This window comes from Stutzerimonas stutzeri (genome assembly GCF_000590475.1).
Lineage (GTDB): Bacteria > Pseudomonadota > Gammaproteobacteria > Pseudomonadales > Pseudomonadaceae > Stutzerimonas > Stutzerimonas stutzeri_D.
In genome coordinates this window covers 2,111,607-2,124,392 of sequence record NZ_CP007441.1, presented here as the reverse complement: position 1 = coordinate 2,124,392, position 12,786 = coordinate 2,111,607, and the positions used below count along the sequence as shown (strand labels likewise).

Genomic DNA, 12,786 nt, shown 5'->3' with positions numbered 1-12,786 from the left:
CGACATTCACCGCCCACCCAGAGGCCTGCCATGAAATTCACAACGCTGCGTCGTCGTTTCCTGCTCGGCACCCTGAGCCTTCTACTCGGTTCAGGCCTGTTCGCCCCGGTGTTCGCCGCCGATCTGCTCGATGAGGTCAAGGCCAACGGCACGCTCAAGGTCGGCCTGGAAGGCACCTACCCGCCCTTTAACTATCAGGACGAAAGCGGTCAATTGACCGGCTTCGAGGTCGACTTTGCCAACGCCCTGGCCAAGCAGCTGGGGGTCAAGGCTGAGTTCCAGCCGACCAAGTGGGACGGCATTCTCGCCGCCTTGGAATCCAAGCGCCTGGACGTGGTGATCAACCAGGTGACCATCTCCGAGGAGCGCAAACAGAAATACGACTTCTCCACGCCCTACACCGTCTCCGGTATCCAGGCACTCACCCGCAAGGGCGATGCCGACAGCATCAAGAATTCGGCTGACCTGGCCGGCAAGAAGGTTGGAGTCGGCCTCGGCACCAACTACGAGCAGTGGCTCAAAGAGAACGTGCCACAAGCCGACATCCGCACCTACGACGATGACCCGACGAAATTCCAGGACCTCGCCGTCGGCCGCATCGACGTGATCCTGGTCGACCGGCTGGCGGCCTTCGAGATGGTCGAGAAGACCGGCGATCGCCTGGCCGTGGCCGGTGACGCCTTCTCCCGGCAGGAGTCCGGCGTTGCCCTGCGCAAGGGCAACCCGCAACTGCTCGCCGCCATCGACGCGGCCATCGCCAAGCTGCGCGCCGACGGCACCCTGAAACAGCTCTCTGAAAAGTGGTTCAAGGCTGACGTCACGCAATGATCGACAGCAGCCTGCAGCTGGCGCTGGACTCGCTGCCCTTCCTGCTCAAAGGCGCGTGGTGGACCGTGGTGCTGAGCCTGGGCGGGATGGTCTTTGGCCTGCTGCTGGGCTTCGGCTTGGCGCTGCTACGGCTGTACGGCTACTGGCCGCTGCAGTGGCTGGCGCGGATCTACGTGTCGTTCTTCCGCGGCACGCCGCTGCTGGTGCAGTTGTTCATGATCTATTACGGCCTGCCGCAACTGGGCCTTCAGCTTGATCCGCTCCCAGCCGCGCTGATCGGCTTCTCGCTGAACATGGCGGCCTATACCGCCGAGATCCTGCGTGCCGCCATCGCTTCCATCGACCGTGGCCAGTGGGAAGCGGCTGCCAGTATCGGCATGAGTCGCGCGCAGACCCTGTACCGGGCCGTTCTGCCGCAGGCCGCACGCACTGCCCTGCCGCCACTGGGCAACAGCTTCATCTCGCTGGTCAAGGACACTGCACTGGCCGCTACCATCCAGGTGCCGGAGCTGTTCCGCCAAGCGCAGCTGATCACTGCGCGTACGTTCGAGATCTTCACCATGTATCTGGCCGCCGCGCTGATTTACTGGTTACTGGCCAGTGTGCTGGCGTACTTCCAGGGTCGCCTAGAAGACCGGGTCAACCGCCACGAGCAGGATGCCTGATGATTTCCGTGCGCAACCTGAAAAAATCATTCAACGGCCAGGACGTGCTCAAGGGCATCGACCTCGACATAGCCTTCGGCGAAGTGCTGGCGATCATCGGCCCCAGCGGTTCGGGCAAGACCACGCTGCTGCGCTGCCTCAATCTGCTGGAGCAACCCAGCGGTGGGCAGATCAGCGTCGGTGAGATCCACATCGACGCCGATAAACCGCTCAAGGCGCAGCAAGGGCTGATCCGCCAGCTGCGCCAGCACGTCGGTTTCGTGTTCCAGAACTTCAACCTGTTCCCCCATCGCACCGCCCTTGAGAATGTCATCGAAGGCCCGGTACAGGTGAAGAAGGAGCCGCGCGCCCAGGCCCTCGCACGTGGCCGCGCATTACTGGCCAAGGTCGGCCTGGGCGGCAAGGAAGATGCCTATCCCAAACGCCTCTCCGGCGGCCAGCAACAGCGAGTGGCGATTGCCCGCGCGCTGGCCATGCAGCCGGACGTGATCCTGTTCGACGAACCGACCTCGGCGCTCGACCCGGAACTGGTCGGAGAAGTGCTCGCCACCATCCGTGGCCTTGCCGAGGAAAAGCGCACCATGGTCATCGTCACCCACGAGATGAGCTTCGCCCGCGACGTGGCCGACAGAGCGATCTTCATCGATGAAGGAGTGATCGTCGAACAGGGCGACGCCAAGCAGTTGTTGAGTGCGCCGCAGCACGAGCGCACGCGGCAATTCCTCAGCAAGTTCATTGGAGATCGTCAAGCGGACTGAGCCGACCAGCCGCCGCCCGGCTCTACTCCAATCAAGAACATGAGCACCACGTGCCCCGAATTTCTGTCGACGCGAACTATCGCTTTAGCGTCGCTTATCAGATAGCGAACGCAGGGATTGCCTAGCATCAGGAGGCACTCGACATAATTCCCCAGGTCCTGCGGCTGAAAATGACGCTGTATGCCGCCAAGGCGCAGCTCGACGAGTTGGTCTGCTGTATCGCGAGCAGTAACCGGCGCGGCTGCAGGCTGAGCTGTTTGGGGCGGGTCGGTTTGAAACGGTTCTCTCTTTAATATTCAGCGGGTCATAGTCCAGCGTGCGCTCGCAGTTTCCACTGCCGATCGATGTACAACTCGATCACTTCGATTGCGGCCTGATGCGCTTCGGCGTCGGTGCAGTAGAACCCAGGGGAAACAAAGGTATCGCCAGCAACCCAGGGAGCAAGCGGGTGGATGTTCGCGCGAAACGTCCATCGCTCTTGACCTAGGGTTGATCCGATCAAGGTCACCGTGTAGTCGACCCTGCGGTAGCTGCTCGCCACGCTCAGTTCTATGTCTGCCATGACCCCGTCACTCCATTGCCTACGAGCCGGACTAGGCTTCCGCCCTGTCTAGATGGGATGGCTAGATGCTATCAATCAGCCGCACTCAACGGCATCAACCCACCGATTGATTAGGGCAAGAATCTGCAAGTGCTTCGGTCAGCAGAGCGCTGAGCGAAGTCTTACGTACCCGCCGATCGGAATACAGCCTTCTTCGGCCTGCGCGACGAGGCAACGAAGTCGATTATTGACGTATGCAAGGAGCCGCAAGGGCGCCATCTTCCTGTTTCCGGATGGGCCAAGAGCGCAGATGCGTCTACCGCCATTTGGGAGGATGAAGCGCACGCTAGGGAATCGTTACCTGCCCCTTCTGTCCCGCTTCCCGATAGCGTGCTTCGAGAACCTCCGCCAAGCGCTGCTTGGCCTGATCTTCTCCGTGAATTAATCGGATTTCGTTCGGCCACTGCTTCATTCGCGTAACGAACCCGACCAGATCGGCTTGGTCGGCGTGGGCGGAGTAGCCGCCGACGCTATCGATGCCCGCACGGATATCGATGCGCTGCCCGTCCAGGTCGACGAACCCACCATCGGGCCCATGCGTTTGGATCGCTCGCCCTGGCGTGCCCTTACCCTGATAGCCGACAAACACCACATTATGCCGAGGATCGCCCAGCATCGCTTTCAGGTAGTTGACGATTCGCCCGCCTGAGCACATGCCATTGCCCGCGATGACGATAGCTGGCCGCGCAGTTTCGGCGAGGTGTTCAACGATGCGCAAATGTTCGTCGTGGTGGTCGACTGTGATGAGCTGCTTGAAGGACAAAGGCTTGCGACCGTCCTCCTGGCGATGCCGCGCATCTTCGTCCCAATAGCCCTGCAGTTCTTTGTAGGTCTTGGTGAATCGACCCGCGAGGGGCGAGTCGAGGATGATGGGGAGTTGCGGCCAGTCAATATCCACTGCCCCATCGTTGTCCACCTTGCGAGCTTCGCTGGTGTTGGTGGGCGTCTGCGCCGATCCGTTGTGCTCATGGAGAATTTCCTCCAGCTCATACAGCAGCTCCTGAGTTCGGCCGATGCTGAATGAAGGTATGAGTACCGTACCCTCGTCCGCCAGCGCACGCTCGATGGCTACCTGCAGGCGTTCGCGGCGGTGCGCGCGGTCTTGGTGACGACGGTCGCCGTAGGTGCTTTCAAGGATCAGCAGGTCCGCACGCTCAGGCGGAACGAGATCAGGCAGTATCGGCGAATGCGGCGCACCCAAGTCGCCACTGAACACCACGCGCTCGCTACCGGCCCCGGCAGCGCTGAGATCCAGTTCGACATAGGCCGAACCCAGCACGTGGCCGGCCGGCTGCAGGCGCACCTTCCAGTGCACCGAGTCGGTATCGTGAAGGGTGAACCAATTGCCATAGGGCAACGCGATGATGCGTTGCTCCACGACCTTGAGATAACGCTCCAGCTGTTCCTGGTCTCGGCTGATCGAAAGCCGGAACGCATCTTCGAGCACGATGGGCAATAGTCGGGCTGAGGGTTCGCTGCACAGGATTGGCCCTTCGAAGCCAGCTGCCAACAGGCTCGGGATACGTCCGACATGGTCAATATGCACGTGGGTCACGATCAGCGCCTTGATGACTTCGATGGAGAAATCGAGTGCTAGCTCGTCCCCCTGCCCTTCGTCTTCGCCCTGGAACTGGCCGCAATCAATCAGGAGACTGCTGGTGTCATCCATCCACAGTTGATGGCACGACCCGGTGACGCCTTCACGAGCGCCGTGGTGGATGAGTTTCGGATGCTTCATCGAATTTCCTTGGATCGCAACGCTACGCAGTGCCGGCAGTGGGACGCGATAACCACGCGGCCGCCATGAGTAACGTTTTGGCAACGTCCCGAACGGCTTAGTTTCCAGCGGTGGGTGGATTCCAACCAGGGAGCTTCACCTACCCTAAAGAATATCGGTCGGTTCCTGATGCGGCGGTGCAACTGGCAACGATCGCATCAGTTCAACGCAGACATAGCGCCGGCGCTGGTCCAAGAAAAATATTATGCGGTGTCCGGGATTATTGATCACTACAGTTATCGGCCATCAACGCCAGTGCTGGCCAAAAGGGGGGCGATCCATTGCTCGAAGCACCATAGCACCTACCGAGTGCTTAAATATCGGCGTTAGCGAACCTGCGCATTTGCCCCCTGGCTTCCCTTCAGCCGTTTATTAGACGGACGGTAACCCGTGTCGCCCAAAAGACCATAAAGAGAACAATGGATCAGCCGCTAACTCCTTTATTCAAGCTACAGCGAACACTGCTTTGCTGCGCATTATGAGGGAACAGGAAGGACATATGAGAAACTTAAAGATAGCTGCTCGGTCTGCAGCTTGTTTCGCGGTAGTTGCATTGCTGGTCATTGGGCTTGGAATTTTTGGTCTGGTTCAAATGAAAAGCATCAGGGCAGCCACGATAGATATTCGCTCCAAAGGTCTCCCAAGTTATGAGGCGCTGGGCGACATGAAAGAGGTAATGCTGCGTATGCGCATCGTTTCGTTCAGGCTTCTGGTCGATCGTGAGCCTGCAGATTTGAAGGAAAGCGTCAGACGCTCCAATGAACTCGCCGAGCAGCTGAAACAAACCAGGGCGACGTACAAAACTTTGATCGATGACGATATAGAGCGTACGCAATTCGAGCTTTTCAACGCCGTTCTCGAACGTTACTTCAGTATTAACGAGAAGTTATTGGGCCTTTCTGATGAAGGACGAATTGGCGAGATACAGCAACTGCTAGGGTCTGATTACAAGGCCTTATCTGATCGTTTGGGCGTTGAGCTCAACAAACTTATCGATATAAACAAGGCGGGAGCCGCAGAGTCCGGGGCAAAGGCTACCGAAGACTATGAGATTTCGATTGCCGTTGTGATCATCGTGATGATCGCCACCGTGTTGCTGACGATTCTGCTGGCATTTGTCCTGACTAAGAGCATCGTGAACCCACTTCGCTTGGCCGTGTCAGTCGCAGAGACTGTCGCCTCCGGAGATTTGAGCAAAAGTTTTGAAGCGAATGGGCGGGATGAGCCGGCAATTCTACTGACGGCCCTTAAAACAATGCAGGCCAAGCTGCGGGAAACGATTGAGCGGATCGCGCAATCTTCTGACCAGCTCGCCTCGGCCGCAGAAGAGCTGAATGTCGTAACTGAGGATTCGGCGCGCGGGCTTGCCCAGCAAAACAACGAGCTGGAACAGGCGGCGACTGCAGTCAACGAGATGACCGCAGCGGTAGACGAAGTCGCGAGAAACGCTGTAAGTACATCCGAAGCATCCAAGGCGTCCGATCTTAATGCTCAAAAAGGCCAGGAGCAGGTCAACAGCACGGTGATGTCGATTTCCCGGCTGGCAGGCGACGTAGGCGACACCTCCGTTCAAGTTAAGAGCCTAGCCGATGAAGTCCACGACATCAGCAAGGTACTTGATGTAATCCGTTCTATCGCCGAGCAAACGAACCTGCTCGCGCTGAACGCAGCTATCGAAGCCGCTCGTGCCGGAGACGCGGGCCGAGGCTTCGCCGTTGTCGCTGATGAAGTGCGAGCCCTGGCCCATCGCACCCAGCAGTCGACTACCGAGATTGAGCAGATGATCAACGGTGTCCGTCAGGGTGCCGACAAGGCCGTTGCTTCGATGGACGAGAGTACCGAGCGCGCTACCGCAACGCTCCAACTTGCCGAAGCTGCCGGCCAAGCGCTGAAAGAAATTACTGAAGCGATTAGCCAGATCAGTGAGCGCAATCTCGTGATCGCAAGTGCATCCGAGGAGCAGGCTCAGGTGGCTCGCGAGGTCGACCGCAACCTAGTGAATATTCGGGATCTTGCGGTCCAGACTTCAGCCGGCGCGACGCAGACCACTGCGGCAAGTCAAGATCTATCGCGGCTGGCGCTCGACCTCAACGGTTTGGTTGGCCGGTTTACCCTTTGACCACCTGACTGGATAAGCGCAGCCCTTGGCCAGACGTTGCAGCCGGCCAGTCACGCCCATAGCAGACTGCCACGCCGCTCCTCGGTGTTTTTCTGGCGAGCAGCGCGGCACCGTTGCGTACATCCGATCTGGTCATCGCGTTCGTACGTAAATTCTTGGCCCTGTTGAGCAGCGCTGCTTTTTGAGAACTGACGTAGAAGCGCCCACTTCAGTTTTCGACGGAGTTTTTACACAGCTTGGGCCATTAGCTGTCTGTCTGCTTCGTCAGCTATCGGCCCAGGAGCCACCTTAAATGCAGACGCATTCGGCACCTGTTGCGGGACCCCGGACATTTAAGATGTTAGCTGGCAGACAGCCTCCAGATTCACTCCGTCAGGGCCCAACACATAGGCCGCGTAATAATCGGAGTGGTAATGGGGCCTGATCCCGGGCGCCCCGTTGTCCTTTCCGCCAGCGACCATCGCAGCCGCATGGAACGCATCGACTGCCTCATGGCTCTGCGCGATCAGCGCTATGTGCACCCCGTGGCTGGGGACGGGAGCGTCGTGTAGCCAGATGAATGGCTTTCCTGCTGAACCGAACCCCAGTCGCCGAGGCGTCGATTGCGGAGGGTCGGCCTCGATGCTCATCATCAATGTGATCCCTAGCGGCTCGAGCGCCCGCTCATAAAAGGCGCGCGCCTGCAAAATGTCCGAAACACCGATGCCCATATGATCGATCGTCGATCCAGCGAATTCACTCATCAGGTCACTCCTCAAGACGCCGATTGCTCGGCAGGTTCGTAGGGATCTTCATCAACAGCGGGAGGCGTTGCCAAGCGCATGGCGGCGTCGTGTAAACAGCCAGCTCGATAGGCCGACCAGTAGCGAAAACAATGCGGCTACGCCAAAGGCCATAGGCAATCCGGATACGAAGTTTCCCGGCACCGACGTGGCGGCGTACATCGAAGTGATCACTGCGATACCCAACGCACCACCGATCTGCTGGACCATCTGCAAGAGCCCCGAGGCACTGCCGGATTGTTCGGCAGGTACGTCCTGCATGATCAGTACCGTGCCTGGGGTAAACACCAGGGCAATGCCAAGGCTATGGACGAACATCGGCGCCAGGACTACGGACATGTAGCTGCCCTGGGCGTCCATCAGCACGAAGCCGATGAAGCTGCAGGAGACCAGCGCGCAGCCGCCTATAAGTAACCGTTCGGCGCCAAAGCGCTCGATCAGGCCCGGCATGAAGTGGGTCACCGCGAACACCGTGCAGGTCACGGGAAGATAGGCCAGGCCTGCATAAAGCGGGGTAAAGCCGAGCACCTTCTGAAAATACTGCACGACCAGAAAAAGCATCGAAAAATGCATTCCGACGATCACCGCCATGGTCACCAGGGCAACGACGCGCGTTTTGTTGCGCAGCAAGTTGAGGTCCAATAGCGGTTGTCTTACATGGCCCTCAATGACGCGGAACGTCGCCAAAAGCACGATGGCAATTACGAACGACGGTAGTGTTGCCGCATCGGTCCAGCCGTGCTCGGCAGCGCGGATGAAGCCGAACACCAGCGCGATGGAACCCAGGGTGGCGGTCAGCGCGCCAGAGATATCGAAGGTCGACGGCGTTCGGGGGGTTTCCACTACCAGGCGGCCGATCATCAGCAACACCAGTGCGCCGATCGGCACGTTGATAAGCAGTGACCAGCGCCAGGATAAGTATTCGGTGAGCGCGCCACCTAAAATCAGGCCGGCCGAAGCACCAATCGACGACACGGTGATGAATAGCGCCATTCCGCGATTGCGCTCACGCTCGTTGCGCGCCAGGTTGGTTACCAATGCCAGAACACTGGGCGCGGCAACAGCGGCACCGACCCCCTGAAATACCCGGGCGACGATCAGCATGAGCGGACCCTGCGCCAACCCGCCCAACAGAGAAGCCAACACGAATACCGCCAGCCCCAGTTGGAAAGCCCGCACACGGCCGAACGCATCACCCAGCCGCCCGCCAAGTAGCAGCAGTCCGCCAAACGCCAGCGCAAACGCGTTGGGCACCCAGGAAAGCGTTGCTGCTGAAAAGCCCAGATCCATCTGAATCTGCGGCAAGGCCACCATGACGATAAGAAAATCCATCTGCAGCATGAGCTGCGCGGCGAGGATGACGACCAGCGCCAGCACGCGGTGTTCGAAGGGGAGAGGCGAAAGCACCTGAGGCGCAGTCGGCGAAGCGGTCATGATCATTCCTTGGCATTCAGAGAGCGGCGGGCGTGGGGCGGTAGCTCAGCGTTGCCCGTTCAGACCTGGGAAGCCCCACCATCGGCGAACAGCTCGGCGCCGTTGACATAGCTCGACGCATCGCTCGCCAGGAAGAGCGCGGCCTGGCCGATCTCATGTGCCTGGCCGATCCTTCCGAGCGTGCTCTTCTCGTTGAATACATCGATCACCTGCTGCGCGTTTTCGCCAAGCACGTCGCGTAGGGACGGGGTGTCCACTGGCCCCGGGCTGAGCAGGTTAATGCGTACACCCGAGCCTTTGATGTCGAGAATCCAGCTCCTCACGATCGCGCGTAAGGCTGCCTTTGTGGCTCCGTAGACGCTCATGCCAGGCCCCGGATTGATCGAAGAAGTCGAGCCGATGATGACGACGCTGCTCCCCTCGCCCATCAACGGCAACGCCCACTGCACGGTAAACGTGGTGCCTTTGACATTGGTTGCGAACACCCGATCGAAACCCGCTTCAGTGATTGCCCCCAGAGGCTCGACTTCACCCATCCCGGCGTTGGCGATTAGCACATCGATACGGCCGTGGACCGCTCTGATATGCGTAAACAGTTCGGCGAGGTCGGCAGGATTCGAGATATCGGTCCGCACGGCAGACGCATTCCCACCGAGGCGGCTCACGGCTTCGTCGAGCTGAGGCTGGCGGCGCCCGGTGATAATCAGGGCGGCGCCCTGGCTGGCGAACGCTTCGGCGATCGCAAAGCCGAGGCCCGAAGAACCGCCAGTGACCAGCACAACCTTGTCTTTGAATTGCATGAGAGATACCTCAATGAATGAATATGTAGCGAACACTACATATGGCCATGGTTATCCGCAAGCTATTTAGCGATCACTAAATTAAATCGGTCCGGCAAGAACGTATTTGAACTTGCATGTAGCGATCGCTACAGTTGTCGTATCAACCTCGAGAGACAGCCATGAACGAAAAACCCAGGCAGCGCCGCCCCGCCTTCGACCGGGAGCGAGGTATAGCCATCGCACAGGCAATGTTTCATCAGCGTGGTTTCGACGCGGTCAGCCTGGCCGACCTGACCGAGGCCATGAACATCAAGCCGCCAAGCTTTTACGCCGCCTATGGCAGCAAGGCCGAGCTGTTCCAGCGCGCAATGCATCGCTACGCCAGCGAAAATGCACTGCCGATGGACACGCTGCTGACGCTGGCCCGACCACCGGCTGAAGCGCTGACGGCGCTGCTGGTTGCCGCTGCAAAGCAGTACGGACGAGACAGCGCTTTGCGCGGCTGCTTGATCACCGAAGGCTTGCGCGCGGACGATCCAATCGCTCGAAACATGGCCGAGAAATTCGGCGACGCCGGAATCCAGGCGATCCGCCGTTACCTGGACCAAGTTCGCCCGGACGCCGCGCAGACCCTGGCTGATTACATGCTGATCACCCTGCGGGGGCTGTCTGCGGCGGCATGCAGTGGCATGTCCAGTGAGCGCCTGGTGGAAGTGGCGCGGATTGCCGGCAAGTTTATGTCTCAGGAGTTCGAGGCAAGCGGCAGCGCTGCGCACGCCTGAGCAAACTGCATTGCCGCTATCGCCCGATCGACTCAGCGATCAGTGATGGTCGTACCGGGGATGCTCTCGGCGAATCCGACTCCCAGCAACTTTGCTGGCGTTTCGAAACCCGGCCGCCGCTCACCACTCATTACCCGGCGTGCTGCCTCTACGGCAGCGATTGGCGTGTAGGTGTAGCCATTGACGGTCTCGATCACTGAACGCGCAACCGTGCCGTCCGCTCCGGTCACCTCGGCCACTGCTCGGGCGCGATGAGCTTCACGCTGTTGCGCGTCCGGGCCCTCGGGAAGCTGCGATAGATCCCCTTCGGCGAGGGCATCGCCGGCGAAATGCACAAACATGGAAATATTGGGGATGCCAGTGGAATGCCCGCCGGTGACCAGATCTCCGAAAGACAGCGGCGCGCACAGTTCCAGGCCGTCGCCGAAATCAAAGTGTCGTGCTTGCGCATCGGGCGTTGCTACCAGCTGCCCGTCAATCCGTGCCAGGAGCCCCGCTCCAATGATCTCGCTGACGCTCATGGCGGAGCCACGCGACATGGAACCCGCGACCTGAAGTGCGATGCTAAGTGACTGCGGATCCTGCACGCGGTGAGCAACATGCACTGCGAGGCAGTCCGTCGGCACCACGTCCCAGCCCACACCAGGCAGCAGCATGACGCCGGACTCGGCCGCTTCTGCGCCCAATCGCTCAGCCAACCGGTACACATTAATCTCGGCCGTGATATCCAGATAGTCGACGCCAGCCTTGATGCAGGCCCGCATCAAGGCGTCGGCCGTTTGCGCGAAGGGCCCGGCGAAGTTCACCAGTACGCCAACGCCTTCGAGGGATTCGGCTGTTCGGGCATCGGGCGTGAATACGCGATAAGGAACGTCCAGCTGGGCAGCCAGCACGCGCAGCTTGTCGTGACTGCGCCCGGCAATAACGATTTCCAGTCCCTGCGCTACGGCATACTCGGCCGCCATGCGCCCCATGTAGCCGGTTGCGCCATAGATCATTAATGTCTTCATTGGACGTGCTGCCAGTTCTTGTAGACGAATTCCAGGCTGTACCCATCAGGGTCCAGAACATTGGCCGCGTAGTAGTTCGGGTCGTAATGCAGCCGTGCGCCCGGTGCGCCGTTATCGACCGCGCCGTGGGCCAAAGCGGCCGCATAAGCCGCTTCAACCTGGGCTTTGCTGTCTGCGACAAAGCCGACATGCACAGCGCGGCCTTCAACGTCACCCTTGCGCAACCAGAAAAACATGCGGCCATTGGCACCGAAGCCTTTCAGGTCCGGGTGCCCAGGTGGGCCGTCCTTGCCGTCGTAGTCCAGGCGCGCAGTGATACCAAGCGGCATCAAGGCCGCTTCGTAGAAACGGATAGAGCGCTCGATGTCGCTCACAGAAAGAAAAATATGATCCAGCATGGCAATTCCTCGATTAATCAGATGATGTAGCCGCCCGCGACTTCAATGGACTGGGCATTGATCCAAGCGCCCTCTTCCGACAACAGCATGACGATGATCCGAGCCACATCTTCGGGCTCACCGACCCTGCCCAGCGCCGTTTGCGCGGCCAGCATCGCTTCGAACTCATCATTGAGCCCGCCGCCCAACTCGGTTCGAATCGCCCCTGGGGAAACCGCATTGGCCCGGATACGCCGATCACCGAACTCCTTGGCCATATAGCGCGTGAGCACTTCCAGCCCACCCTTGAACGCCGCATAAGGCGCCACCCCGGCCGTGGCCACGCGTGTGGTGGCGCTGGTCAGGTTGACGATGCTGGCGTTTTCTTCCAGTAGCGGCAGCAATGTCTGCGTCAGGAAGAAAGGACCTTTGAGATGAACATTGAACAGTCCATCGAACTGCGCCTCGCTGACCGAGGCCAACGGGTTGAACAGGCCGTAACCGGCGTTATTCACCAAACCTGCAAGCGTGCTCGTACCCCAGGTTTCCTGGAGCGCAGCGAGGACAGTTTCACGGAACGCGTCGAAGCTTCCGACATCTGCCACGTCGAGCTTCAGCGCAACGGCCTTGCCGCCCGCTTGTTCGATGCGTCGCACCACCTCCTCTGCGGCGTCTGGATGCTGGTTGTAGGTGAGGATGACGCCCATGCCGCGCCGGGCGGCGTGTTCCGCTGCACTGGCCCCAATCCCTCGACTGCCTCCGGTAATGACGATAACGCCCATGACGTGCTCCCTGACTTTTGAATGAGCCTCCACACTAAGGGGGATGGTCATCGCGAACGCAGCCGTTCCTACTCGAAACCTGCCTGTTT

The 12,786-nt window shown here is 59.7% G+C and carries 13 protein-coding genes; 5 read left to right on the top strand and 8 right to left on the bottom strand.

Annotated elements, in window-relative coordinates:
* Positions 1-30: 30 nt before the first annotated feature.
* The 3 genes from tcyJ to tcyN are packed head-to-tail and all read left to right on the top strand — an operon-like array spanning position 31 to position 2,251.
* Positions 31-828 (top strand): cystine ABC transporter substrate-binding protein, encoded by a 798-nt coding sequence (tcyJ, locus tag CH92_RS09920; RefSeq protein ID WP_025241622.1) that lies wholly within the window; start codon positions 31-33, stop codon positions 826-828.
* Entirely contained in the window at positions 825-1,493 is a 669-nt protein-coding gene (tcyL, locus tag CH92_RS09915; protein ID WP_025241621.1) for a cystine ABC transporter permease, read from the top strand. Before tcyJ ends, tcyL begins: the two co-directional genes overlap by 4 nt.
* Positions 1,493-2,251, top strand: a complete 759-nt coding sequence (gene tcyN, locus CH92_RS09910; RefSeq protein WP_025241620.1) for an L-cystine ABC transporter ATP-binding protein TcyN — start codon at positions 1,493-1,495, stop codon at positions 2,249-2,251. The genes tcyL and tcyN overlap by 1 nt, the downstream gene beginning before the upstream one ends.
* 304 nt (positions 2,252-2,555) lie before the next feature.
* Here tcyN and CH92_RS09905 read toward each other — a convergent pair whose 3' ends face one another.
* On the bottom strand, positions 2,556-2,813 hold the full coding sequence (locus tag CH92_RS09905; protein ID WP_025241619.1) for a hypothetical protein: 258 nt from the start codon (positions 2,811-2,813) through the stop codon (positions 2,556-2,558).
* A 325-nt stretch (positions 2,814-3,138) separates the two neighbouring features.
* A complete protein-coding gene (locus CH92_RS09900; protein WP_025241618.1) occupies positions 3,139-4,590 on the bottom strand; it encodes an MBL fold metallo-hydrolase RNA specificity domain-containing protein in 1,452 nt (483 codons plus the stop codon).
* 538 nt (positions 4,591-5,128) lie between these two features.
* Between CH92_RS09900 and CH92_RS09895 the strand changes: the two genes are divergently transcribed.
* On the top strand, positions 5,129-6,748 hold the full coding sequence (locus CH92_RS09895) for a methyl-accepting chemotaxis protein (protein WP_025241617.1): 1,620 nt from the start codon (positions 5,129-5,131) through the stop codon (positions 6,746-6,748).
* Between the two features lie 332 nt (positions 6,749-7,080).
* Here the strand turns inward: CH92_RS09895 and CH92_RS09890 are convergent, their stop codons facing one another.
* Genes CH92_RS09890 through CH92_RS09880 form a run of 3 tightly spaced genes read right to left on the bottom strand, consistent with a single transcriptional unit; the run spans position 7,081 to position 9,764 of the window.
* Positions 7,081-7,491 (bottom strand): VOC family protein, encoded by a 411-nt coding sequence (locus CH92_RS09890; RefSeq protein WP_038622948.1) that lies wholly within the window; start codon positions 7,489-7,491, stop codon positions 7,081-7,083.
* A gap of 51 nt (positions 7,492-7,542) precedes the next feature.
* On the bottom strand, positions 7,543-8,964 hold the full coding sequence (locus CH92_RS09885) for an MFS transporter (protein ID WP_025241615.1): 1,422 nt from the start codon (positions 8,962-8,964) through the stop codon (positions 7,543-7,545).
* 59 nt (positions 8,965-9,023) lie between these two features.
* Positions 9,024-9,764 (bottom strand): SDR family NAD(P)-dependent oxidoreductase, encoded by a 741-nt coding sequence (locus CH92_RS09880; RefSeq protein WP_025241614.1) that lies wholly within the window; start codon positions 9,762-9,764, stop codon positions 9,024-9,026.
* A 161-nt stretch (positions 9,765-9,925) separates the two neighbouring features.
* Between CH92_RS09880 and CH92_RS09875 the strand changes: the two genes are divergently transcribed.
* Entirely contained in the window at positions 9,926-10,528 is a 603-nt protein-coding gene (locus CH92_RS09875) for a TetR/AcrR family transcriptional regulator (protein WP_025241613.1), read from the top strand.
* Positions 10,529-10,560: 32 nt separating this feature from the next.
* Here the strand turns inward: CH92_RS09875 and CH92_RS09870 are convergent, their stop codons facing one another.
* From CH92_RS09870 to CH92_RS09860, 3 genes are read right to left on the bottom strand one after another with little or no spacing between them, the layout of a single operon-like run.
* A complete protein-coding gene (locus CH92_RS09870) occupies positions 10,561-11,538 on the bottom strand; it encodes a saccharopine dehydrogenase family protein (protein ID WP_025241612.1) in 978 nt (325 codons plus the stop codon).
* Positions 11,535-11,936, bottom strand: a complete 402-nt coding sequence (locus CH92_RS09865; protein ID WP_025241611.1) for a VOC family protein — start codon at positions 11,934-11,936, stop codon at positions 11,535-11,537. Before CH92_RS09865 ends, CH92_RS09870 begins: the two co-directional genes overlap by 4 nt.
* A 17-nt stretch (positions 11,937-11,953) precedes the next feature.
* Positions 11,954-12,697: an SDR family NAD(P)-dependent oxidoreductase gene (locus CH92_RS09860; protein WP_025241610.1), complete on the bottom strand. Its 744-nt coding sequence runs from the start codon at positions 12,695-12,697 to the stop codon at positions 11,954-11,956.
* Positions 12,698-12,786: the final 89 nt, after the last annotated feature.